Origin of the sequence: Roseovarius atlanticus, assembly GCF_001441615.1 — a bacterium.
Lineage (GTDB): Bacteria > Pseudomonadota > Alphaproteobacteria > Rhodobacterales > Rhodobacteraceae > Roseovarius > Roseovarius atlanticus.
In genome coordinates this window covers 17,925-42,469 of sequence record NZ_LAXJ01000034.1, presented here as the reverse complement: position 1 = coordinate 42,469, position 24,545 = coordinate 17,925, and the positions used below count along the sequence as shown (strand labels likewise).

Here is a 24,545-nt window from a genome sequence, read left to right as displayed (position 1 = left end):
GGTGTCGAAGATCCTCGAGTGATCTGAGGCGCTGCGCTGTCCCGGACCTGATCCGGGAGCTCTGTGAACATTGGAAAGGGCGTCCGCCACGGGCGCCCTTTTCGTTTGTGCGCGGCCTTCCCATTTTCCGCGCGGAGTGAGATCAAGGCGCATGACACATCCCTTTCCCGACCCCGACACGCGCAATCCGCTGATCCTGCCCGATGGATCCGCCCATGCCGGCACCGTCTTTCTGAAAGCGGTGATCGACCATCCGCGGTTCATCGTCGGCGATTACAGCTATGCCAGTGCCACGCATCCGCCCGAAGACTGGGCGACGCATCTTGCGCCGTATCTGTTTCCGGTGTCGGACGAAAAGCTGGCGCTGGGCAAATTCTGCCAGATCGCGGACGGGGTGGTTTTCATTACCGCCTCGGCCAATCACCGGCGCGACGGGTTCTCGACATATCCCTTTGCCGTGTTCGACCACGCGACGGCGGCGGGCCGGCCCAGCCTGCCGGAGTGGTCCGGGCCGGACACGGTGCTGGGGCACGATGTCTGGCTGGGCAAGGATGCGCGGGTCCTGCCGGGGGCGCGGCTGGGCAATGGCGTGATCGTCAGCGCGGGGGCCGTGGTGCGGGGCGCCGTGCCGGATTACGCGGTGGTGGCCGGCAACCCGGCGCGGGTTGTGAAGATGCGGTTCGACGCGAAAACCATTGCCCGGCTGAACGCTCTGGCGTGGTGGGACTGGCCCATCGAGCACATCCTGGAGCATGAGGCGGCGATCTGCGGCGCGGATATGGAAGCGCTGGAGCGGGCTGTGCCGTAACGGCGAATGCTGGATCCCATGAGGCAATCCGCCACAGAGCGGGCAGCGCCCGCTGTAAAGCTGTTTCGAGACGCCCCGGACGTGGTGCCAGATCGCAGTGGTGCGGGAAATTGTCATGAAATCAAGACACAGGCCGTGTTTCTGCGGATGCAGCACCTGCGCGGCATACCGTTGTATTCCGTTAACGCATTGAAATATTGACATTTTTCGAGCTTACTTCACATTGTTTGAGTGTGGAGGAGCACAGCTTGGATCAAGTGAACCTGTCAGCTTGGGAAGGCCGGACGGAAACGCGGGAGGGCGTGATCGCCCCCGCGCAGGCGGCACAGATTCATGCGACCATTGGAGATCCGGCGCAGGAGGTGCCGAAGACGGGCGAGGCGATGCCGCCACTGTGGCACTGGTGTGCTTTCCCGCCTGTCTGCCCGCTGGACGACCTGGCGGCGGACGGGCATCCGAAACTGGGTGGGTTCCTACCGCCGGTGTCTTTAGGGCGACGGATGTGGGCCGGGGGACAGCTGCGCTTTGGGGCACCGCTGCGTGTCGGTGTGCCGTTTGGCTGCCGGTCGACGATTGCGGGCGTGACCGAGAAGGAGGGCAAGACCGGGCGCATGGTCTTTGTCTCGGTCGATCATGAACTGAGCGCGGAAGGCGCGGTGGTGATCGAGGAGCGGCAGGACATCGTTTACCTGGACCTGCCGACCGAGTTTCGCCCGCCGGCGAAACAGCCGATGCCGGAGGAGACGGTCGGACGCTGGACCCAGCCTGTCAACGAGGCGCTGCTGTTCCGGTTCTCGGCCATCACCTTCAACGCGCATCGGATCCACTACGATCTGCCCTATGCAAGCGAGGTCGAGCACTATCCGGGCCTTGTCGTTCATGGCCCGATGCAGGCCGCTTGGCTGATGCGGGCGGCGACCGAAGTGACGGGGCGGGCGCCTGACAGTTTCACGTTCCGGGGGGTGCATCCGATGCTGCTGATCCCCGGCGAGAGCGAGGACATGACGATTGCCGCCTGCGCGTCGGAGGAGGCGCGCGGGCTGACACTGCACACCGGACAGGCCGGACATCGATGCATGCAGGCCACCGCCACATGGGAGGAAACCACATGAACAAGATCCTGAAAGGCATGAGGGTGGTCGAGGGGTCCGCGTTTGTCGCGGTGCCGCTGGCGGGGATGACGCTGGCGCAGATGGGGGCCGAGGTGATCCGGTTCGACCGTCTGGAGGGGGGCCTGGATTACGGGCGCTGGCCGCTGGCGCCGGATGGGCAAAGCCTGTTCTGGGCGGGGCTGAACAAGGGCAAGAAATCGGTCGCGGTGAACATGCGGTCGCGTGAGGGGCGCGAGTTGATCAGCCGGATCATCACGGCGCCGGGGCCGGATGCGGGGATGTTCCTGACCAATCTGAGGGTCCGGGGCTGGATGGACTATGCGACCCTGAGCAAGAAGCGCAAAGACCTGGTGATGGTCAGCCTGCTGGGCGACCGCGAGGGGCGGCCGCAGGTGGATTACACGGTGAACCCGGCCATCGGCGTGCCGCACATGACCGGGCCGGAGGGGCACGCGGATCCAGTGGCGAGTGCCCTGCCGGCCTGGGACCTGATTGCCGGGAACCTTGCGGTGTCCAGCCTGTTGGCGGCCGAACGGCACAGGCTGCGCCATGGCGCGGGGCAGGAGGTTGTCCTGACGCTGAAGGATGTCGCGGCGGCGACGATGGCGCATCTGGGGCTCGTCGGCGACGTGCACGTCAACGACAACGAGCGGGCCAAGTCGGGCAATGCGCTGTATGGCGCGTATGGGCAGGATTTCGTCTGTGCCTGCGGCGGGCGCGTGATGGTGATCGGGCTGACCCAGCGTCAATGGGAAGGGCTGGTGAAGGCCACGGGCACTGGCGACCAAATGAAGCTTCTGGCCAAACGGCATAACGTGGACATGAGCGACGAGGGCGTGCGCTGGACGCTGCGCCACGAGATCACCGCGATCCTTGCGCCGTGGTTCGCGGAACGGCGGATCGAGGACTTCGCCGGGGATTTCAACGCGATGGGTCTGACGTGGTCGGTGTTCCGCAGCACGCGGGAAGCGGTGCGCGAAGATCCGGATTTCAGCGAGGCGAACCCGATGTTCTCGATGATCGAGCAACCGGGCATCGGGCGCTTTCCTGTGCCGGGGCACCCGGCGGCTTTCGGCAGCCACGGGCGCGTGCGGCCCGCGCCGGCGCCCGCGCTGGGCGCGAATACCGAGGAAGTGCTGGGCGACGTGGCGCGGCTGAGCGATACGGAAATCTCCAGGCTCTTCGACGACGGGATCGTGGCAAGCCCGGACCATCGCAAGAAATCCGCCGCCTGAGGGCCAGGGCGCGAACCGAAAAAATCCGTGCGGGCGGCGGGAAAGGGGACTTGATTCCGCCGCCCATGTGCCGTACCTGAGGCGTCGGCCTTAGGGGTATAGCTCAGCTGGTAGAGCGACGGTCTCCAAAACCGTAGGTCGCGGGTTCGAGCCCTGCTGCCCCTGCCATTTCCCGACATGGTACCGCAGCTTTGCAACACCGCGCCGTGCGTTCTGCGCGGCGAGACGCAAGTGCTGTCGGTCGATCTCATCACAAAATTAACCCTGTCGTGTCGCAATGTTACCTCATTCACCCTGCAATTGTATTGAAAGTGGCTGAAAATTGTTAACGAAGGGACGTAACCCATGAAAATCATGGTCGTGGACGATGAAGAAATCATCATTGCGCTGCTTACGGAACACCTGAAAGAGATGGGATTCGACGATGTCACCACGGCGGCATCGGGCGAAGAGGCGTTGGAGATCATCGCTGCGCAGGAGGACCCGTTCGACTGCTTCCTGTTGGACATCAAGATGCGCGGCATGGATGGAATCGAGCTGTGTTCGCGGATCCGCGATATGTCGTTGTACCGGATCGCGCCGATCATCATGATCACTTCGGCCGCCGCGAAGCTGCACATGCACGAGGCCTTCGATGCCGGCGCGACGGATTACATGATGAAGCCGATCGAGCATATCGACCTGCGGGTGCGCATCCAGATCGCGATGCTGCTGGTCGAGACGCTGAAGAGCGAGGCGGAGAGCCGGCTTGCGCTGAAATCCGCGCTGCTGGCGTCACCCAAAGCGGGGAAGTTCGACCCCTCGATGCGCATCACCTATTCGAACGTACCCAACATGCGCGACTATTTTCAGCTGGAGAACAGGCTGCTGCGGCTGAGCGAGGGCACCTATGCGATGACGCTGCTGTCGATCGAGATCGAAGGGATCGAAAATGTGGGCGCGCGGCTGGGCCAAAGCGAGTTTCTTAACATCGTGGAGGCAGTGGCGCAGATCGTCGGGAAGACCCTGCCGGCCAGCGGTGCCTCACTGTCTTATGTGGGGTATGGCAAGTTCATCTGTCTTGTCGTGGTGCGGAACCACATCGTGCCGAACCTGTTGCAGGCACGTATTCGCGATGCATTCCAATGCTACGTATCCTCGCAGAAGGTGCTGAAGCCCGATGAACTGGTGCTGAATGTGGCCGCTTTGTCGAGCAAACGAATGTTGGCCCCCGATATCGCCATCAGCCTGGTCCGGCGGTTCGTCGGCAGCCTGGGAACGAGCGAGGACAGGCTGTTGCCGCCAATCTCGAAGGTGCAGGACCGGATCTTTCGCAGGAGCATCGGCCCCAATCCCAAGGTCACGTGACCGGTTTCCAATACGCCCGCCCCGCCATGCAGAGGCGCGGAGCGGGCGGCGCTGTCGCGGTAGTGAATCGAGCGAAAAGGGCTCAGCCCTAGCGTGTTCGCGCCAAATTGCTGACTCGGTATCGTCAATTTTTGGCCGCATTTCAGCCCTAGCATCACCATGAATCGCGATGTGGACCTTTGGGGAAGGGACACGCTGCGGTCACCGCGTGGGGGCGTGGAACCGTGAATGAGTGCTGCCATGACCATGACAGATATGCGCCGTCCGGCGCTTCGGAACGATCTTTACATCCGCAGCGAAGAGTTGCCGGGCGAGCCGGTGGTGGATGCGGAAGAGACGCAGGACATAGACCGCAATGCCGATGAGCTTGTCCGGCAGCTGCTGATCGAGGAAAAGCGCGCGACGTTGCCCCAGCGGCTGCCGGATATTGCGCCGCAGGAAGAGGTTGTGACCTATGATGCGGCCACACCGGACGAAAAACCTGAACCGGCGCGGGAATCGATTGCGCAGATCCTGAAGGCCGAACGGGCCGTCACGCCCGCAAAGACGACGCGTCGCCGGGGGTGGTTGCGCCTGCCGCGCGTGCGCCTGCCGCGGCTGACATTGCGCCGGAATTCTGTCGCGGACAAACGGCAGAACGCGACCGCGTCGGCGCCTGCAAACGGCGCTGCGATGCCGTTGCACGCGCGTGTGACCCGGCGCCTGCCGGAGTGGCTGCGCAATTACCGTCCGACGAAAAAGCATGTGGCGTGGGCCGTGGTCGCTGGTCTTGTGATCTATCGGCCGCTGATGGTGCCGCTGGTGGTGCTGCTGCTGGTATGGCTGGTGCTGATCGCCTACCTGACGCTGGGTCCCGACCGCTGGGGCGAGATTATCGGCGGGGCGTGGCAGCGGCTGCATAGCCGCAAGCCGGAACTGGCCGAGCGGGTGCGACAACGGGCCGACCGCTTTGCCGAAAGGTTCGACCGGGTGCTGGACTGGTTGCCGGATGCCTGGGCCGAGCGACTGGCGCTGCCGGATTTCTCGGGTGCGGATCCGTCGGACGACGATCGGCCCGACCCGTTCGACCGGCTAGCCGCCGAAGCGCGTCAGACCTGACAGTTCGCCGCGGGGCGGGAGTGCCACAGCAAGAGCACCGAGATCGTCGCGGGCGGTCTCGGCTCTTGAATTCATGCTGCGCGCGGCGTATGTCGCGCGTCACGAGGTTTCCAACGTAGAAAGACGCGCACCGATGGCCGTTACAAATCCGCTTCAGTTCATTCAGCAGGTCCGCGCGGAAGTGGCCAAGGTCGTCTGGCCGACCCGCCGCGAGGTTCTGCTGACCACGGTCATGGTGTTCATCATGGCGGCGCTGACCGCGGTTTTCTTTGCGCTGGTGGACCTTGCGATCCGCAGTGGCCTTGAGGGTCTGCTTGGCCTGTTCGGATAAGCCTCGCGGATTTTGACGCTTGAGCCTTGAAATGAAGGGCAAAGAGCGGTAACTGACCCGAAATTCCAGCAGCGCGCGGCGATTCGAGCCCGCGCGCTGATTTGTTTCTGGAAGGTACTTTGGGCCGCAAACGGCCTATAGAATATGAACTTTCCGGGTGGGACCCGGGCAAAGAGGGATGGTGCTCAGCATGGCGAAACGGTGGTATTCGGTCAGCGTTCTTTCCAATTTCGAAAAGAAGATCGCAGAGCAGATCCGGCAATCCGTGGCCGAACAGGGCCTTGAGGAAGATATCGACGAGGTTCTGGTGCCAACCGAAGAGGTCATCGAGGTGCGCCGGGGCAAGAAGGTGACCGCCGAGCGGCGCTTTATGCCCGGGTACGTGCTGGTGCACATGGAAATGTCCGACCAGGGCTATCACCTGATCAACTCGATCAACCGCGTCACCGGGTTTCTGGGGCCTCAGGGCCGCCCGATGCCGATGCGCGACGCGGAAGTGAACCAGATCCTGAACCGCGTGCAGGAAGGCGAGGACGCGCCGAAGCTGCTGATCAGCTTCGAAGTGGGCGAGAAGGTCAAGGTCAACGACGGCCCGTTCGAGGATTTCGACGGCATGGTCGAGGAAGTGGACGACGACAACCAGCGCCTGAAGGTGACGGTTTCGATCTTCGGTCGCGAAACCCCGGTCGAGCTGGAATTCACGCAGGTGACCAAGCAGGGCTGACACAGGCCAGTTAAACAAACAGACGATTTCGCGGCTGCGCATATTGCGCGGCCGTTTTCGTTGGGGGAGACTGGGTACGGTTCTGATCTTCCCGGAGACCTGCATGATATCTCTTCGATTATGGTCGATACCGTTTGCGGTCTTGCTGTGGAGCCCGAACGCGGCAGAGGCGCGGATGAGCGCGACGGAGCGGCAACTGGCGGTATTCGATTGCCAGTCGGGCGACGATGCAGCCTGTGCCGCGCTGGTGGCCAGCCATCCGCATTACAATGATGCCGGCATGGTTTCCGAGACATACGAGCGCCACTACGCCGCCGCGCTGGCGGAGGCATCCGCGGGGTGCGACGCAGGCGGACGGGAGGCGTGCACCGACTATGCGTCGCTGGTGCATGTGCGGGAGGGCACGGATGCGCCCGAAGTTTACGCGCTATGGGCCGCAGGATGCGATGCCGGCGACGGGTTTGCCTGCGCCTTGCTGTCGGACCTGAACTTCTCCCTGATTGGTTTTTCCGGCACGTCCTACGAGGCGTTCTACGCCGAGCAAGTGGAAGGGTGCGCGACAGGCGACGTGACGGCCTGCATATCGCAGTCGCGCCTGAACGTGCTGGTGCCGCAGGCGGTGCCGGACCGGACAATCTGGTTCGATCAGTTGCGCCGGCTTTGCGACGACGAAGGTGTGGCGCGGGCCTGTGTGCTGTTGTCTTACATCCAGAGCTACGACGGCGCCGAGGAGTACGCCGTGTTCGATCCCGGGTTTCCGGACGAGGTGGAAAACAAGCAGCGCTATGCGCTTTGGGACGCCGAGAAAGCCTGTGAGCTGGGCAATCCGGTGGGGTGCTACAACGCCGGATTGGCCTATGACGAGGGCCAGGCCGTCATGGAGAGCTGGAAGCGGGCGCAGCAATATTACGTGCGGGCGTGTCACGGCGGGTTCCGCCGTGGATGCGACGAGATCAACCACGAAACCTACTGGAGGCCGACAGATAGCTTGCAGGCCATGAAGAAGGCCTGTGCCGAAGGGGATTTCAGCGCCTGCCACTTTTCCGCGGTCAAGAGTTTTGCACCGGTGACAGTCAACCCGTCGACCGACGCAGATATCGCGCGGATGACGGCATTTCGCACGGAATTGAAGGGCATCTGTCAAATGGGCTGGGTGCGGGGCTGCGCGGATCTGGCGACCCTTGCGCGCGCAGGCAAGGACCTGGCAGAGGCTGCGCGCTATGCCTGGGCATCCTGCGCGCTGTCGGAGGGCATGGGCTGTCTTGTGCTGGGCAACATCCTGAAGTTGGACCGTGGCACGCCGGAGACGGAGCGTCAGGCGGTTTGGTACCACCAGCGCGGCTGTGAGCTGCGCGCGTGGATCGCCTGTAACAATCTTGGCGATTCGTACGAGCATGGGCGCGGCGTTGCAGCGGATACGGGGCAGGCGGCGCGGTACTACGTGATTGCGTGCAACAACGAGGTCGCGCTTGGCTGCCGCAACATGGCACAATTGCAAGAGGCACGGGCGCCGGAAGAGGCAGCCATCTACCGCGAACGGGCCTGCGCGCTGAACGCGCGCTATTGCCGCGAAGAATAGCCCGGTCGGCAAGGCGGGGGCTTGTCAAACGTCTAGAGAGGGTGTACGCGGCGCGCTCGTACCTTTGCCCGGATTGGGCCGGGGTGCATTCCATGTGGGAGGCGCGGCGGTCGCGACCGATCAGACCTGACCACATCAACATAGGCCAAGGGACGCGTCCCAAGGCTGTTTGAAAAGGAGAAGGCCAATGGCCAAGAAACTTGCCGGCACCATGAAGCTTCAGGTGCCTGCCGGACAAGCGAACCCGTCACCGCCGGTTGGTCCGGCGCTGGGTCAGCGCGGCATCAACATCATGGAATTCTGCAAGGCGTTCAACGCCAAGACGCAGGAGATGGAGCCCGGTGCGCCGTGCCCGACCGTGATCACCTACTACCAGGACAAGTCCTTTGAAATGGACATCAAGACGCCGCCGGCGTCCTATTACCTGAAGAAGGCCGCCAAACTGAAGTCTGGCTCCAAGACCCCGGGCCGCGAAAGCGTGGCCACGGTGAGCCCCAAGCAGCTGCGCGAGATCGCGGAAGCCAAGTGGAGAGACCTGAACGCGAACGACGTCGAGGCCGCGATGAAGATCATCGCCGGGTCCGCGCGGTCCATGGGCATCGAGGTGAAGTAAGATGGCGAAACTTGGAAAACGTACCCGCGCCGCCCGCGAAGCCTTTGCGGACAAGCACAACGTGACGGTCGAAGAGGCTGTTGCCCTGGTCAAGAACCACGCCAGCGCGAAGTTCGACGAGACCGTCGAGATTGCCGTGAACCTGGGTGTGAACCCGCGTCACGCCGACCAGATGGTCCGTGGCGTCGTCGGCCTGCCCAACGGCACCGGCAAGGACGTGCGCGTTGCCGTCTTCGCCCGTGGCGCGAAGGCGGACGAAGCACAGGAAGCCGGGGCCGATATCGTCGGCGCCGAGGATCTGATGGAAACCATCCAGGGCGGCGAGATCAATTTTGACCGCTGCATCGCGACCCCGGACATGATGCCCATCGTGGGCCGTCTGGGCAAGGTGCTGGGCCCGCGCAACCTTATGCCGAACCCCAAGGTCGGCACGGTGACGATGGACGTGGCCGACGCCGTGAAAGCCGCCAAAGGCGGTGAAGTGCAGTTCAAGGTCGAAAAGGCCGGTGTGGTGCACGCAGGCATCGGCAAGGCGTCCTTCGACGAGGGCAAGCTGGTCGAGAACGTGCGCGCCTTCATCGACGCTGTGCAGAAGGCCAAGCCGTCGGGCGCGAAAGGCACCTACATGAAGAAGGTGGCGCTGAGCTCGACCATGGGTCCGGGCGTCAGCATCGCGATCGAAAGCGCCGTGACCGAGTAAGCCGGTTCCGCATCGAGATTGAAAAGGCCCCCGGCATGATCGGGGGCCTTTTTTCATTGTGCGGGTTGTGTGGCGGGTGTCACGCGCGGGCTGCGGCACCGCCTTCGTCCCAATCGTCCCAGCCGGGAAAGTGCAGCGGCGTGTCTTTGTCGAGGTTGGACAGGCGCTTGCCCCAGGCATCGAGATTGTGCTTGAGCCGTGCTTCCAGGCTGCCCTTGCCTTCGTAGCTGTAGCCATGCCCCTGTACCCCGTAAGAGATGAACGGCGGCAAAACGGTAAAGCCCATGTAGTGCAGTGAGTATTGCACGGGCCACAGCATCACGTCGAAGTCGCCGCCCCGGCTGCCGGGGCCGAACGCCTGTTTGGGCGCGCCGGTGGTGACCGAGACCATCGCGCGCTTGCCGCGGAAATAGCCGGTGTCATAGCGCATCCGGCTGGTGTAGAGGCCACCGCTCATGAACACCCGGTCCATCCAGCCTTTCATAACTGCCGGGGGACCGTGCCACCACAGCGGAAATTGCAGGATGACGAGGTCGGCACGCTCCAGCCGCTTGATTTCGCGGGCCACGTCGCCGGGGATGGCGTCGGTCGTCCATGCGTTGCGCTGTTCATTCAGTGCGGCGAAGGCCTCCGCGTCCGCACGGTTGGCGTAATGCGCGGCGCGTTCGACCGGGTCGAAGCCTTCGGCGCAAAGGTCGCTGACCGAGACGGTGTCACCGTCCGCGCCCAGTGTCGCCTGCGTCATGCGTGTCAGGGCGGCGTTATAGGAGGTGGGTTCGGGATGGGCGTGGACGATATGGCTGTGCATTGGAGATCTCCTTTGCGGGTCTGTGCCCTGTTACAGCTAGACGCCGGGCCTGCGCAGGTCCAGACTTGCGGAAGATGCCGCCTCGTGGCAAACTGTGCGTCGATGAGCGTCGGATCGGTTCTTGGGTTCGCGCATTGTCGCCTGTGTTGGCAGGCGATGAATTTCCCCCTTGGCATTTGCCGCCATGCGGCATAAACACCGGCCTTGCACGTATGGCTCGATTCGTCGGGCCATTTGTGTTTCGTCCGAGACGGTGGGTGACCGGGATATGCCGGTCATAATTCCTGCCCGAGACGGGAAAGACCAGAATTCTCGAGGTTCTCCTTGGTATCAAGGCGTGCCCCGGCTGGCTCAGCCCCGTTAGCGGACCCTTTGCCGGGTCTTTAAGTGGCCCGGTGGTACTGAGCCGGGGGACACCCCCAAATTTGGAGTGAAACTGTGGATAGAGCCCAGAAAGAGAAAGTGGTCGACGAACTCGGCCAGATCTTCGAAAGCTCTGGCGTCGTTGTGGTTGCCCACTACGAAGGCCTTACAGTTGCGGAGATGCAAGACCTGCGCGCCCGTGCGCGCGAGGCCGAAGCATCTGTTCGCGTTGCCAAGAACAGGCTCGCAAAGATCGCCCTTGAGGGCAAGCCGTGCGCAAGCATCGCGGATTACCTCTCGGGCATGACCGTGCTCACCTTTTCCGAAGACCCCGTGGCAGCAGCCAAGGTCGCGGAAGGTTTCTCCAAGGACAACAAGAAGTTTGAAATCCTTGGTGGCGCCATGGGTGAAACGGCCCTGGACCGGGCCGGTGTCGAAGCCACGTCGAAACTGCCGTCGCGCGAGGAGCTTATCTCCACCATCGCCGGCATGATTGGCGCACCCGCTTCGAACATCGCCGGTGCGATCGGCGCACCTGCAAGCAACATCGCGAGCATCCTTTCGACCATCGAAGAGAAGGCGGAAGCAGCGTAAGCAACTGCAAGTCCTGCGTATCGGGTTGCAATACCGACGTTGGAACACATCTTAGAACGGAAAGAGCTGAAAAATGGCTGATCTGAAAAAACTTGCTGAAGAGATCGTTGGTCTGACGCTTCTCGAAGCACAAGAACTGAAAACCATCCTGAAAGACGAATACGGCATCGAGCCCGCAGCCGGCGGCGCGGTCATGATGGCGGGCCCTGCTGGCGGCGACGCTGGCGAGGCGGCTGAAGAGCAAACCGAATTCGACGTCATCCTGAAGTCGGCCGGTGCCTCCAAGATCAACGTGATCAAGGAAGTCCGCGCGATCACCGGCCTGGGCCTGAAAGAAGCCAAGGATCTGGTCGAAGCCGGTGGCAAGGCCGTCAAGGAGCAAGTCTCCAAGGACGAAGCCGACGAGATCAAGGGCAAGCTGGAAGCAGCTGGCGCCGAAGTCGAACTCAAGTGATCCCGGCGTCGGCGGGATCATCCCGGACGTGATCCGGGATCTCTCGCCGATGTGACGATGTCCCGGATCAAATCCGGGGCGGGATCGTATGAAAAGAGGCTGGACCGGGCAAAATCCCGGTCCAGCCGAACCTGTCTCAGAGAGGGCCTTGCGCCGCGTGGCGGTTTTTGCGGGCCGAGACCCTCTCTCAGGCGAGGTTCAACGATCGGGTGGTCCCTTGTGGGATTGGGACCAAGAATGGATCGTTCCCGCCTCTCTCGGGTGGCTCTGCCGCTGTGGCCCGACAGCGTGCAGGACCGGTGAGAAATGAAAGGTGACTTGTCACATGGCGCAAAGCTTTCTTGGCCAGAAACGTCTTCGTAAATATTACGGCAAAATCCGCGAAGTCCTGGAGATGCCGAACCTGATCGAGGTGCAGAAATCCTCGTACGATCTTTTCCTGAAATCCGGCGACCAGCCCGAGCCCATGGACGGCGAAGGCATCAAGGGTGTCTTCCAGTCGGTGTTCCCGATCAAGGATTTCAACGAGACCGCGGTCCTTGAATTCGTCGATTACGAGCTGGAAAAGCCGAAATACGACGTCGAGGAATGTATGCAGCGCGACATGACGTACAGCGCACCGCTGAAGGTGACGCTGCGTCTGATCGTGTTCGACGTGGACGAGGACACCGGCGCCAAGTCGGTGAAGGACATCAAGGAGCAGGACGTGTTCATGGGCGACATGCCCCTGATGACGCCAAACGGCACTTTCGTGGTCAACGGCACCGAGCGGGTGATCGTTTCCCAGATGCACCGTTCGCCCGGCGTGTTCTTCGACCACGACAAGGGCAAGACGCATTCGTCCGGCAAACTGCTGTTCGCCTGCCGCATCATTCCCTATCGCGGCAGCTGGCTGGACTTCGAGTTCGACGCAAAGGACATCGTGTTCGCGCGGATCGACCGCCGCCGCAAACTGCCTGTGACCACGCTCCTCTATGCGCTGGGGCTGGACCAGGAAGACATCATGACGGCCTATTACGATACGGTCGACTACAAGCTGAAGAAGAAAAAGGGCTGGGCCACCAAGTTCTTCCCCGAGCGGGTGCGCGGCACGCGTCCGACCTATGACCTTGTCGACGCCAAGTCGGGCGAAGTGATCGCCGAGGCCGGCAAGAAGATCACGCCGCGCGCGGTCAAGAAGCTGATCGACGACGGCGACGTCAAAGAGCTGCTGGTGCCCTATGAGCAGATCGCGGGCAAGTTCGTGGCGCGCGACATCATCAACGAGGAAACCGGCGCGATCTATGTCGAGGCCGGTGACGAGCTGACGATCGAGCGCGACAAGGATGGCGAGATCATCGGCGGCACCGTGCAGGAGCTGATCGAGGCGGGGATCACCGAGATCCCTGTTCTGGACATCGACAACATCAATGTCGGCCCGTACATGCGCAACACAATGGCGAACGACAAGAACATGAACCGCGAAACCGCTCTCATGGACATCTATCGCGTCATGCGTCCGGGCGAGCCGCCCACCGAGGAAGCCGCAAGTGCGCTCTTCGACACGCTGTTCTTCGATTCCGAGCGCTATGACCTGAGCGCCGTGGGCCGGGTGAAGATGAACATGCGTCTGAACCTGGACAAGCCGGACACGCAGCGTACTCTGGACCGCGAGGATATCGTAGCCTGCGTCAAGGCGCTGGTGGAACTGCGCGACGGCAAGGGCGACATCGACGATATCGACCACCTGGGCAACCGCCGGGTGCGCTCGGTTGGCGAGCTGATGGAAAACCAGTACCGCGTCGGCCTTTTGCGGATGGAGCGCGCGATCAAGGAGCGGATGTCGTCGGTCGAGATCGACACGGTCATGCCTCAGGACCTGATCAACGCGAAGCCAGCTGCCGCCGCCGTGCGCGAGTTCTTCGGCTCGTCGCAGCTGAGCCAGTTCATGGACCAGACCAACCCGCTGTCGGAAGTGACGCACAAGCGCCGCCTGTCGGCGCTTGGACCGGGCGGCCTGACGCGCGAGCGCGCCGGCTTCGAGGTGCGCGACGTGCACCCCACGCACTATGGTCGGATGTGCCCGATCGAGACGCCGGAAGGCCCGAACATTGGCCTGATCAACAGCCTGGCCACGTTTGCGAGGGTCAACAAGTACGGCTTTATCGAAACGCCTTATCGCAAGGTGGAAAACGGGCAGGTGACCGATGAGGTTTCCTACATGTCCGCGACCGAGGAACAGCGGCACACCGTGGCGCAGGCCAACGCGACGCTCGATGAGAAGGGCAAGTTCGTCAACGAGATGGTCAACACCCGGCAGTCGGGCGAATATACGCTTGCGCCGGTGGAAAACGTGGACCTGATCGACGTCAGCCCGAAACAGCTGGTGTCGGTGGCGGCCTCGCTGATCCCGTTCCTGGAAAACGACGACGCGAACCGCGCCCTGATGGGTTCGAACATGCAACGTCAGGCGGTTCCGACCCTGCGCTCCGAAGCGCCGCTGGTGGGCACCGGGATCGAGGGCATCGTGGCCCGCGACTCGGGTGCGTCGGTTCTGGCGCGCCGAGCCGGCGTGATCGACCAGGTCGACGCAAGCCGGATCGTGATCCGCGCGACCGAGGATCTGGAGATCGGTGACCCGGGCGTGGACATCTACCGGATGCGCAAGTTCCAACGCTCGAACCAGAACACCTGCATCAACCAGCAGCCGCTGGTGAAGGTGGGCGACACGGTGCAGAAAGGCGAGGTGATCGCCGACGGTCCGTCGACCGACCTGGGTGAGCTGGCCTTGGGCAAGAACGTGCTGGTCGCGTTCATGCCGTGGAACGGCTACAACTTCGAGGACTCGATCCTGATTTCCGAGCGGATCGCACGGGATGATGTGTTCACCTCGATCCACATCGAGGAATTCGAGGTGGCGGCCCGCGACACCAAGCTGGGACCGGAAGAGATCACCCGCGACATCCCCAACGTCGGCGAGGAAGCCCTGCGCAACCTCGACGAGGCGGGCATCGTCTATATCGGCGCCGATGTGCAGCCGGGCGATATCCTTGTGGGTAAGATCACGCCCAAGGGTGAAAGCCCGATGACGCCGGAGGAAAAACTGCTCCGCGCCATCTTTGGCGAGAAGGCGTCGGACGTGCGTGACACGTCGCTGCGGGTGAAACCGGGCGACTACGGCACGGTCGTGGAAGTGCGAGTCTTCAACCGTCACGGCGTTGAAAAGGACGAGCGTGCGCTGCAGATCGAGCGTGAGGAAGTCGAGCGCCTGGCGCGTGACCGCGACGACGAGCTGGCGATCCTGGATCGCAACATCTATGCGCGTCTGAAATCTCTGATCCTCGGCAAGACCGCCGTGAAAGGCCCGAAAGGCGTGAAGGCGAACTCGGAAATCACCGAGGAATTGCTGGAAACGCTGAGCCGTGGCCAATGGTGGCAGCTTGCGCTGAAGGACGAGAAGGACGCACAGATCGTCGAGGCCCTGAACGAGCAGTACGAGGCGCAGAAACGCACCCTGGATGCCCGTTTCGAGGACAAGGTCGAGAAGGTCCGCCGGGGCGATGACCTGCCGCCGGGCGTGATGAAGATGGTCAAGGTCTTCATCGCCGTGAAGCGCAAGCTTCAGCCGGGCGACAAGATGGCCGGGCGTCACGGCAACAAGGGTGTGATCTCCAAGGTCGTACCGATGGAAGACATGCCGTTCCTGTCGGACGGCACGCCGGTCGACTTCTGCCTCAACCCGCTGGGTGTTCCCAGCCGGATGAACGTCGGTCAGATCCTTGAAACCCACATGGGCTGGGCCGCGCGTGGCCTTGGCATCAAGATCGACGAGGCGTTGCAGGATTATCGCCGCACCGGCGACCTGACACCTGTGCGCGAGGCGATGCACCACGCCTATGGCGACGATGTCTATGACGAAGGCATCGCGGGCATGGACGAGGCGGCGCTGATCGAGGCGGCGGGCAACGTGACGCGCGGTGTTCCGATCGCGACGCCGGTCTTTGACGGCGCGAAGGAGCCTGACGTCAACGACGCGCTGAAACGCGCCGGTTTCGACGAAAGCGGTCAGTCGGTCCTGTTCGACGGGCGCACGGGCGAGCAGTTTGCGCGTCCGGTGACCGTGGGCGTGAAGTACCTGCTGAAGCTGCACCACCTTGTGGACGACAAGATCCACGCGCGCTCGACCGGGCCGTACAGCCTGGTGACCCAGCAACCGCTGGGCGGCAAGGCGCAGTTCGGTGGCCAGCGGTTCGGGGAAATGGAGGTCTGGGCGCTGGAAGCGTACGGCGCTGCCTACACCCTGCAGGAGATGCTGACCGTCAAGTCGGACGACGTGGCAGGCCGGACCAAGGTCTACGAGTCGATCGTCAAGGGCGAGGACAACTTCGAGGCCGGCGTGCCGGAGAGCTTCAACGTGCTCGTGAAGGAAGTCCGTGGCCTGGGCCTGAATATGGAGCTGTTGGACGCGGAGGATGACGAGGAAGACCCGTCTTCCGACATCGCGGCGGAATAACGTGGGTTTTCACCCACCCTACGGGCCATTCGTAGGGTGGGTGCAACCCACGCGCCGCCCCCTCCCACGCTCCTCTTTTTTAGGAATTCGAAATGAACCAAGAACTGACAAACAACCCGTTCAACCCCGCCGCACCGGCGAAGGTGTTCGACGAAATCAAGGTGTCGCTGGCCAGCCCGGAACGCATCCTGTCTTGGTCGTATGGCGAGATCAAGAAGCCTGAAACCATCAACTACCGCACGTTCAAGCCCGAGCGTGACGGCCTGTTCTGTGCGCGTATCTTCGGCCCGATCAAGGACTACGAGTGCCTGTGCGGCAAGTACAAGCGCATGAAGTATCGCGGCGTCGTCTGCGAGAAATGCGGCGTGGAAGTGACCCTGCAAAAAGTCCGCCGCGAGCGGATGGGCCATATCGAGCTGGCCGCCCCCTGCGCGCATATCTGGTTCCTGAAATCGCTGCCGAGCCGCATCGGCCTGATGCTGGACATGACGCTGCGTGATCTGGAACGCGTGCTTTATTTCGAGAACTACGTGGTGATCGAGCCGGGCCTGACGGACTTGACCTATGGCCAGATGCTGACGGAAGAGGAATTCATGGATGCGCAGGACGCGTATGGCATGGATGCCTTTACCGCCAATATCGGCGCCGAGGCGATCCGCGACATGCTGGCCAATATCGACCTTGAATCCGAGGCCGAGAACCTGCGCGCCGACCTGGCCGAGGCCACCGGCGAGCTGAAGCCGAAGAAGATCATCAAGCGTCTGAAAGTGGTCGAATCCTTCATCGAATCCGGCAACCGCCCGGAATGGATGGTGATGACGGTCATTCCGGTCATTCCGCCGGAACTGCGCCCGCTGGTGCCGCTGGACGGTGGCCGGTTCGCGACGTCGGATCTCAACGACCTTTACCGCCGGGTGATCAACCGGAACAACCGCCTGAAGCGGCTGATCGAGCTGCGCGCGCCCGACATCATCGTCCGCAACGAAAAGCGGATGTTGCAGGAATCGGTCGACGCTCTGTTCGACAACGGCCGTCGTGGCCGCGTGATCACAGGCGCCAACAAGCGTCCGCTGAAATCGCTTTCCGACATGCTGAAAGGCAAGCAGGGCCGTTTCCGCCAGAACCTTTTGGGCAAGCGCGTCGATTTCTCGGGCCGGTCGGTCATCGTGACCGGGCCGGAGCTGAAGCTGCACCAGTGCGGCCTGCCCAAGAAGATGGCGCTGGAGCTTTTCAAGCCCTTCATCTATTCGCGGCTGGAGGCCAAGGGCCTTTCCAGCACCGTGAAGCAGGCCAAGAAGCTGGTCGAGAAGGAACGCCCCGAGGTCTGGGACATTCTGGACGAGGTGATCCGCGAGCATCCGGTCCTGCTGAACCGTGCGCCGACGCTGCACCGTCTGGGCATCCAGGCGTTTGAACCCACGCTGATCGAAGGCAAGGCGATCCAGCTGCACCCTCTGGTCTGCTCGGCCTTCAACGCCGACTTTGACGGCGACCAGATGGCCGTGCACGTGCCGCTGAGCCTCGAGGCGCAGCTGGAAGCGCGTGTTCTGATGATGTCGACGAACAACGTTCTGTCGCCGGCCAACGGTGCGCCGATCATCGTGCCGTCGCAGGACATGGTCTTGGGGCTCTACTATACCTCGATCATGCGCGAAGGCATGAAGGGCGAAGGCATGAGCTTTGCCTCGGTCGACGAGGTGCAGCACGCGCTGGATTCCGGCGAGGTGCACCTGCACGCCAAGATCACCGCACGCCTGCCGCAGATCGATGAGACCGGGCAGGAGGTGATCCAGCGCTTCGAGACCACGCCGGGCCGGGTGCGCATCGGGGGCTTGCTGCCGATGAACGCCAAGGCGCCGTTCGAGCTGGTCAACAAGCTGTTGCGCAAGAAAGAGGTGCAGCAGGTCATCGACACCGTCTATCGCTATTGCGGTCAGAAGGAGTCGGTCATCTTCTGTGACCAGATCATGAGCATGGGCTTCAAGGAAGCGTTCCGCGCCGGCATCTCGTTCGGCAAGGACGACATGGTGATCCCCGATGACAAGTGGGGCATCGTCGAAGAGACCCGTGAACAGGTCAAAGGTTTCGAGCAGCAGTACATGGACGGCCTGATCACCCAGGGCGAGAAGTACAACAAGGTGGTCGACGCCTGGTCGAAATGTAACGACCAGGTCACCGAGGCTATGATGGGCTCCATCTCGGCCGAGGTGAAGGACGAGAACGGCGCGGTCGCGGAACCCAACAGCGTCTACATGATGGCGCACTCGGGCGCTCGTGGCTCGGTCACGCAGATGAAACAGCTGGGCGGGATGCGCGGCCTGATGGCCAAGCCGAACGGTGACATCATCGAGACGCCGATCATCTCGAACTTCAAGGAAGGTCTGACCGTTCTTGAATACTTCAACTCGACCCACGGCGCCCGGAAGGGTCTGTCGGACACCGCGTTGAAGACGGCGAACTCGGGCTACCTGACCCGTCGCCTGGTGGACGTGGCGCAGGACTGCATCGTGCGCGAGCATGATTGCGGCACCGACCGTGCGATCACCGCGGAGCCGGCCGTCAACGACGGCGAGGTTGTGGCGTCGCTGGCCGAACGTGTGCTGGGCCGTGTCGCGGCCGAGGACATCGTGAACCCGGTGTCGGGCGAAGTGATCGTGGCCGAAGGCCAGTTGATCGACGAACGCCTGTCGGACGCCGTCGACCAGGCCGCCGTGCAGACCGCACGCATCCGCAGCCCGCTGACTTGCGAGGCCGAGGATGGCGTCTGTGCGATGTGCTATGGCCGTGACCTGGCGCGCGGTACGATGGTGAACACCGGCGAGGCCGTAGGCATCATCGCGGCGCAGTCGATCGGTGAGCCGGGCACGCAGCTGACGATGCGGACCTTCCACATCGGCGGCGTGGCCCAGGGTGGCCAGCAATCCTTCCTCGAGGCCAGCCAGTCGGGCAAGATCGCGTTCGAAAACGCCCAGACGCTGGAAAACTCCAGCGGCGAGACGCTGGTCATGGGCCGGAACATGAAACTGGTGATCAAGGGCGAGAAGGACGTCGAGCTGGCCAGCCACAAGGTTGGTTACGGGACCAAGCTGTTCGTCAAGGAAGGCGATACCGTGGCGCGTGGCGACAAGCTGTTCGAGTGGGATCCGTATACCCTGCCGATCATTGCCGAGAAGAGCGGTACGGCGAAGTTCGTCGATCTGACCGTGGGCGTGTCGGTGCGTGACGTGACCGACGACGCCACGGGCATGACGCAGAAGATCGTGTCCGACTGGCGCGCAGCACCCAAGGGCAACGAGCTGAAGCCCGAGATCCTGATCGCCGACAAGGATGGCGAGCCGGTCCGCAACGATGCGGGCAACCCGGTGACCTATCCGATGTCGGTGGATGCGATCCTGTCCATCGAAGAGGGCCAGGAGGTTCACGCCGGTGACGTGGTTGCGCGTATTCCGCGGGAAGGCGCGAAGACGAAGGACATCACCGGTGGTCTGCCGCGTGTGGCCGAACTCTTCGAGGCGCGTCGCCCGAAGGATCACGCCATCATCGCCGAGATCGACGGGTATGTTCGTTACGGTCGCGACTACAAGAACAAGCGCCGCATCAGTATCGAGCCCGCCGACGAGTCGATGGAGCCGGTCGAGTACATGGTGCCCAAGGGCAAGCACATTCCGGTTCAGGAAGGTGACTACGTCCAGAAGGGCGACTACATCATGGACGGCAACCCGGCGCCGCATGACATCCTGTCGATCATGGGTGTCGAGGCACTCGCCGATTACATGATCGACGAGGTCCAGGACGTCTATCGCCTGCAGGGCGTGAAGATCAACGACAAGCACATCGAGGTTGTCGTGCGCCAAATGCTGCAGAAGTGGGAGATCCAGGATTCGGGTGAAACCACGCTGCTGAAGGGCGAGCATGTCGACAAGGCAGAGTTCGACGCGGCCAACGAGAAGGCGATTGCGCGGGGCAAGCGCCCGGCGCAAGGCGAGCCGATCCTTCTGGGGATCACCAAGGCGAGCTTGCAGACCCGCAGCTTCATCTCGGCGGCCTCGTTCCAGGAGACGACGCGGGTCCTGACCGAAGCCTCGGTTCAGGGCAAGCGCGACAAGCTCGTGGGCCTGAAGGAGAACGTCATCGTGGGTCGCCTGATCCCGGCCGGTACAGGCGGGGCCACGCTGAACATGCGCCAGATCGCGCAGCAGCGTGATAACGTGGTGATCGAGGCGCGCCGCGAGGAGGCCGAAGCGGCCGCCGCGCTGGCCGCTCCGGTGGACGACGTGGTCGGTGGCGACGAGTTCGACACGCTGGTCGAAACGCCGGAGAGCCGCGAGGACTGATCCCGCGCGATAGACTTGAGAATGGCCCCGTCACTGGCGGGGCCTTTTTCGTTTCAGGGGGCGGCAGTTGGTTCGGTTGGGCTTTTAAAGGACGTCGGTTTTCGACATTCTGGCCCCGAAGGAGCCGCCATGTCAGACCCCGATCTGTGCTATCTGTCCGCAAGCGATGTCCTGGCCGGGTTCAAGTCGGGTGACTTATCGCCAGTGGCGTATCTGGAGGCATTGATTGCCCGGACCGAGGCGGTGAATCCGAGCTTGAACGCCTATACAGAGACATTCTTTGACGACTCGCTCATCGCTGCACGCAAGGCCGAGGCGGCCTATGCAGACGGTACGGCGCGCGCACTGGAGGGCCTGCCGGTCGCGGTCAAGGACGCGCAACGGGTCGCTGGGCAACGCACGACGCAAGGGTCTTGGTCGATGGGGCACGAGGTCGAGGCGCAGTCCGACCCGATGATCGAGCGCCTGTTGGCGGCGGGGGCGATTATCCCGGCCCGCACCACCACGCCGGAATTCTGCCTGTCCGGCGTCTGCCGGTCCGAGCGGTTCGGTGTGACGCGCAACCCCTTCAATCCCGAGTACAGCCCCGGCGGGTCGTCCGGCGGGTCGGCGGCGGCGCTGGCGGCGGGGATGGTGCCGTTGGCGACGGGCACCGATATCGGTGGGTCGATCCGTATTCCGGCCAGTGCCTGCGGGCTGGTGGGCTACAAGCCGCCGCACGGGCGCAACCCGGACGGGCCGCCGGCGAATTTCGACCGCTACAATCACTGCGGTTTACTGAGCCGGAGCGTGGCGGATTGCGCCTTGGGGCAGAATATCGTCTCGGGCCCGCATCCACGGGATCACGACAGCCTGCGGGACCGCGTGGTGTTGCCGCTGGAAGGGAAGGGACAACCTATGAAGGTCGCGTATTCGATGGACCTTGGATATGTCCCGATCGACGGCGATGTGCAGGACAACACCTTGGCGGCATTGGATGTTTTTCGGCAAACAGGCTGTGAGGTGACGGCGGTGGACCTGGGGTGGGACGCGCGTGTCGACCGGGCCGCGATGAACTGGTACCTGGCGATGCATTTCGGGCGCGCACCGCTTTGGGCGCTGGAGGAATACGTTGACCGGATGACGGATTACGCCATCGCCACGGCAGAGGCGGCGGCGCGATTGGGCCCGGATGATGTGGCGCGAAGCTGGGAGGTGCAGCACGAGATGTACCAGCGAATGGGCGCAATTCTGGACGAGGCGGACGTGTTTGTCTGCCCGACCTTGTCGGTGGGTTGCGTGCGGGCGGATCACGATCCGGTAGGGCCCGGTTTCGAGGTTGCAGGGCAGGAGGTTGATCCGGAATACGGCTGGGTTTTGACGCATCAGTTCAACATGCTGCACAATTGCCCTGTGGTGTCGGTACCCACGGGGCAGGACCGGCACGGGGTGCCGACGGGGATGCAGATCGTCGGGCCGACCTTTGATGATGCAAGGGTGTTCGAGGCGGCTTATCTATACGAAAGCAAGGCGCCGGACCTATTCCTGACGGGGGACAAGCGTCCCGGAGGACTCGCATAATGACGCCCGAGGACCTGGTTCTGACACCGATGGGCGTGCGGTTCATGGGGCGGCGGTTTCCCTGCACGATCGGTCGCGGGGGCACGACTCGAGACAAGCGCGAGGGGGATGGTGCCACGCCGGTGGGAACGCACCGGATCGTCGGGATGCTGTATCGGCCCGATCGGATGGCACGGCCAACCGATTGGGCTGTGCCGATCCGGCCCGGTGATTTGTGGTCGGATGATCCGGGGCACGAGGATTACAACCTCATGGTTTCAAGACCTTACCCGCATTCGCACGAGGTGCTGCGGCGGGGTGATCCGCTGTATGACCTGATCCTGATCACCGACTGGAACTGGCCGCGGGCAGAGCGCGGCAAGGGGTCTTGCATCTTCCTGCACCGCTGGCGACGGCCGGGGTATCCGACGGCGGGATGCGTGGCGTTCCGGCCAGATCACCTGCGCTGGATCGCGGGACGGATTACCTTGGGAACGCGGCTGGTCGTGCCGGGCTGACTGGCGCGAAACGCGTGTCGGTATCGCGTCGGTATCCGGGTGGCCGCGCGTCGGTGCCATTCGCGCGGGAATTTCCTTTGAAAGGAAATTGCCAAAAGTCTTCGAAAGACTTTTGGTGCCGGCGTCATTCCGGGTACTTGCGGCGGGCCTTTGCAGTGGCGAGCGTCTGGTTTCCGGCCTTTGCGGTGGCGGTCCATTCATAGGTGTGCGCGCCGCCGGGGGGGCAGGGGCTTTTGTACTTGAAGACACCGAAGGGCAGCTTGCCGTTCTGGCCAACCCTGATCGTGCCGCCGCCATGATTGTAGCTTGGCACGTTCAGGTCCTTGAGCCGGAACTGGATCGTGGTGGTTCCGGCGGGCACGCCGCGCAGGACGAAGGCCGGGCTGCCGACGGTGTTGGGGCGGCCCGACGTGCAGCGCGGGATATCCCCCCAGTCGAAGCTGATGGTGAACTCGGCCGCGGCGGCGCCGGCGGAAAGGACAAGAGCGGCGAGTGTGGTGGTCAAAATACGCATTTGGGTTATCCTGAATTGCAATATCGGGAAGTGTACGTAACCCCAGCCACACCTCCTAGGATTTAATCGTGTTTGCGCTCGCCAAAAATGGCGCTGCCGACGCGGACATGGGTGGCGCCCAAGGCTATGGCGCTTTCGAAATCGCCGCTCATGCCCATCGACAGGCCAGAGAGGCCGTTTCGCTCGGCGATTTTGGCCAGCAGCGAGAAATGCAGGCTGGGTTCCTCGTCGATCGGAGGGATGCACATCAGCCCCTCGATCGTGAGGTCGAGTGCGCGGCAGTCGGTGATGAAAGCGTCGGCATCGGCGGGCAGGATACCGGCCTTCTGGTCCTCTTCGCCGGTGTTGACCTGGATGAAGAGGCCGGGACAATGCCCCTCTTCCTGGGCGATGCGCGCGATTGTCTTGGCCAGCTTGGGGCGGTCGACGGAATGGATCGTATCGAAAAGTTCGAAGGCCTGGCGCGTCTTGTTGGTCTGAAGCGGGCCGATGAGATGCAACTCGATGCCCTCGTAACGCTCGCGGAAATCCGGCCATTTTCCGGCCGCTTCCTGCACGCGGTTCTCACCGAAGATGCGGTGGCCTTCGTCCAGCACGGCGGCGACCCGTTCGTTGGGCTGGACCTTGGAGACAGCGATCAGTTCGACCGAGCCGGGGCTGCGGCCGGCGTCTTTCTCGGCAGCGGCGATGCGGGTTTGGATGTCGTGTAGGCTCATGGCGGGATTCCGGGCGATTTCGGCTATCGGCTTAGTGCCACAGGCGCGGCGCTTGCGCAAATCCCGGCGCCAGGGGACCACAGTTGGGATTCATTCGGTCATGGGACCGGTAAACAACCTTGCCCACGTTGGTATGGTTGGATAATGAAGGGAAAACTGGAACGGGTGGTGGAATGTTCAAATCCCCTTTGAAAAGCGCGGTGGTGCTGTTGGCGAGCGTAGGTCTGCTGGCGTCTTGCAGTACGTTCAGAAACGGCAAGCTGAACCCTGATGCGTATCGGGTCGAGGGCGGTCCGAACCAGACACCGACGGCCGCGACCGGGGGCACCAGCCTGTTCGACGCGTTCAAGAATGACGGCTCGGCGGGGATCCGGGTGAACCGGTTCCTCTGGACCGCCTCGCTGGAGGTGCTTGATTTTCTTCCGGTGCAAAGCGCGGACCCGTTCACCGGCGTGATTTCGACCGGGTATGGCAGGCCGCCGGGCGGCGGGCGCGCCTATCGCGCGACCGTCCTGATCAGCGATCCGGCGCTGGATGCGCGGGCGCTGAACGTGGCGCTGCAATCGCAAAGCGGCCCGGTTGCGGCGGGCACGCAGCGCGCCATCGAGGACGCGATCCTGACCCGCGCGCGGCAATTGCGGACGCAGGCGGGCCGGTTCTGATCCG

Annotated in this window: 20 protein-coding genes and 1 tRNA gene; 18 read left to right on the top strand and 3 right to left on the bottom strand. The window is 63.0% G+C overall.

Going from position 1 to position 24,545, the window contains the following annotated elements; all coding sequences use genetic code 11:
* The first annotated feature begins 151 nt into the window (after nucleotides 1-151).
* The 11 genes from XM53_RS21460 to rplA all read left to right on the top strand — a co-directional run bounded on the left by XM53_RS21460 (nucleotide 152) and on the right by rplA (nucleotide 9,547).
* On the top strand, nucleotides 152-808 hold the full coding sequence (locus XM53_RS21460) for a CatB-related O-acetyltransferase (RefSeq protein ID WP_057796851.1): 657 nt from the start codon (nucleotides 152-154) through the stop codon (nucleotides 806-808).
* A gap of 257 nt (nucleotides 809-1,065) precedes the next feature.
* On the top strand, nucleotides 1,066-1,920 hold the full coding sequence (locus XM53_RS21455) for an FAS1-like dehydratase domain-containing protein (RefSeq protein ID WP_236544601.1): 855 nt from the start codon (nucleotides 1,066-1,068) through the stop codon (nucleotides 1,918-1,920).
* Nucleotides 1,917-3,155 (top strand): CoA transferase, encoded by a 1,239-nt coding sequence (locus XM53_RS21450; RefSeq protein WP_057796849.1) that lies wholly within the window; start codon nucleotides 1,917-1,919, stop codon nucleotides 3,153-3,155. Before XM53_RS21455 ends, XM53_RS21450 begins: the two co-directional genes overlap by 4 nt.
* 92 nt (nucleotides 3,156-3,247) lie before the next feature.
* Nucleotides 3,248-3,323 (top strand) — tRNA-Trp (locus XM53_RS21445).
* Nucleotides 3,324-3,500: 177 nt separating this feature from the next.
* Nucleotides 3,501-4,502 carry a response regulator gene (locus XM53_RS21440; protein WP_057796848.1) on the top strand — a complete coding sequence of 334 codons (1,002 nt, stop codon included), beginning with the start codon at nucleotides 3,501-3,503 and terminating at the stop codon, nucleotides 4,500-4,502.
* A gap of 240 nt (nucleotides 4,503-4,742) precedes the next feature.
* A complete protein-coding gene (locus XM53_RS21435; RefSeq protein WP_057796847.1) occupies nucleotides 4,743-5,600 on the top strand; it encodes a hypothetical protein in 858 nt (285 codons plus the stop codon).
* 133 nt (nucleotides 5,601-5,733) lie between these two features.
* Nucleotides 5,734-5,931, top strand: a complete 198-nt coding sequence (secE, locus tag XM53_RS21430; protein WP_057796846.1) for a preprotein translocase subunit SecE — start codon at nucleotides 5,734-5,736, stop codon at nucleotides 5,929-5,931.
* A 190-nt stretch (nucleotides 5,932-6,121) separates the two neighbouring features.
* A complete protein-coding gene (nusG, locus tag XM53_RS21425; RefSeq protein WP_057796852.1) occupies nucleotides 6,122-6,655 on the top strand; it encodes a transcription termination/antitermination protein NusG in 534 nt (177 codons plus the stop codon).
* 175 nt (nucleotides 6,656-6,830) lie between these two features.
* Nucleotides 6,831-8,234, top strand: coding sequence for a tetratricopeptide repeat protein (locus XM53_RS21420; protein WP_057796845.1), 1,404 nt, complete (start codon nucleotides 6,831-6,833; stop codon nucleotides 8,232-8,234).
* Between the two features lie 187 nt (nucleotides 8,235-8,421).
* A complete protein-coding gene (gene rplK / locus XM53_RS21415; RefSeq protein WP_057796844.1) occupies nucleotides 8,422-8,847 on the top strand; it encodes a 50S ribosomal protein L11 in 426 nt (141 codons plus the stop codon).
* 1 nt (nucleotide 8,848) lies between these two features.
* The gene (gene rplA / locus XM53_RS21410; RefSeq protein ID WP_057796843.1) at nucleotides 8,849-9,547 is read left to right on the top strand and encodes a 50S ribosomal protein L1; all 699 of its coding nucleotides are present in this window, start codon (nucleotides 8,849-8,851) and stop codon (nucleotides 9,545-9,547) included.
* Nucleotides 9,548-9,626: 79 nt separating this feature from the next.
* On the opposite strand, the gene XM53_RS21405 is transcribed toward rplA, so the two are convergent.
* A complete protein-coding gene (locus XM53_RS21405) occupies nucleotides 9,627-10,355 on the bottom strand; it encodes an NAD(P)H-dependent oxidoreductase (protein ID WP_057796842.1) in 729 nt (242 codons plus the stop codon).
* A 438-nt stretch (nucleotides 10,356-10,793) separates the two neighbouring features.
* On the opposite strand from XM53_RS21405, the gene rplJ reads away from it, so the two are divergent.
* The 6 genes from rplJ to XM53_RS21375 all read left to right on the top strand — a co-directional run bounded on the left by rplJ (nucleotide 10,794) and on the right by XM53_RS21375 (nucleotide 22,649).
* Nucleotides 10,794-11,312, top strand: coding sequence for a 50S ribosomal protein L10 (rplJ, locus tag XM53_RS21400; RefSeq protein WP_057796841.1), 519 nt, complete (start codon nucleotides 10,794-10,796; stop codon nucleotides 11,310-11,312).
* Nucleotides 11,313-11,385: 73 nt separating this feature from the next.
* Nucleotides 11,386-11,766 (top strand): 50S ribosomal protein L7/L12, encoded by a 381-nt coding sequence (gene rplL, locus XM53_RS21395; protein ID WP_057796840.1) that lies wholly within the window; start codon nucleotides 11,386-11,388, stop codon nucleotides 11,764-11,766.
* Nucleotides 11,767-12,091: 325 nt separating this feature from the next.
* Nucleotides 12,092-16,258: a DNA-directed RNA polymerase subunit beta gene (gene rpoB / locus XM53_RS21390; protein ID WP_057796839.1), complete on the top strand. Its 4,167-nt coding sequence runs from the start codon at nucleotides 12,092-12,094 to the stop codon at nucleotides 16,256-16,258.
* A gap of 92 nt (nucleotides 16,259-16,350) precedes the next feature.
* The gene (gene rpoC / locus XM53_RS21385) at nucleotides 16,351-20,592 is read left to right on the top strand and encodes a DNA-directed RNA polymerase subunit beta' (protein WP_057796838.1); all 4,242 of its coding nucleotides are present in this window, start codon (nucleotides 16,351-16,353) and stop codon (nucleotides 20,590-20,592) included.
* A gap of 129 nt (nucleotides 20,593-20,721) precedes the next feature.
* Complete coding sequence (locus tag XM53_RS21380; protein ID WP_057796837.1) at nucleotides 20,722-22,152, top strand: amidase; 1,431 nt, start codon at nucleotides 20,722-20,724, stop codon at nucleotides 22,150-22,152.
* Nucleotides 22,152-22,649: a L,D-transpeptidase family protein gene (locus XM53_RS21375; RefSeq protein WP_057796836.1), complete on the top strand. Its 498-nt coding sequence runs from the start codon at nucleotides 22,152-22,154 to the stop codon at nucleotides 22,647-22,649. The genes XM53_RS21380 and XM53_RS21375 overlap by 1 nt, the downstream gene beginning before the upstream one ends.
* Nucleotides 22,650-22,773: 124 nt before the next feature.
* On the opposite strand, the gene XM53_RS21370 is transcribed toward XM53_RS21375, so the two are convergent.
* Both XM53_RS21370 and XM53_RS21365 read right to left on the bottom strand, forming a co-directional pair.
* Complete coding sequence (locus tag XM53_RS21370) at nucleotides 22,774-23,163, bottom strand: hypothetical protein (RefSeq protein ID WP_057796835.1); 390 nt, start codon at nucleotides 23,161-23,163, stop codon at nucleotides 22,774-22,776.
* A 62-nt stretch (nucleotides 23,164-23,225) separates the two neighbouring features.
* Entirely contained in the window at nucleotides 23,226-23,879 is a 654-nt protein-coding gene (locus XM53_RS21365) for a YggS family pyridoxal phosphate-dependent enzyme (RefSeq protein WP_057796834.1), read from the bottom strand.
* Nucleotides 23,880-24,052: 173 nt separating this feature from the next.
* Between XM53_RS21365 and XM53_RS21360 the strand changes: the two genes are divergently transcribed.
* Nucleotides 24,053-24,541, top strand: a complete 489-nt coding sequence (locus XM53_RS21360) for a DUF3576 domain-containing protein (RefSeq protein ID WP_057796833.1) — start codon at nucleotides 24,053-24,055, stop codon at nucleotides 24,539-24,541.
* Nucleotides 24,542-24,545: the final 4 nt, after the last annotated feature.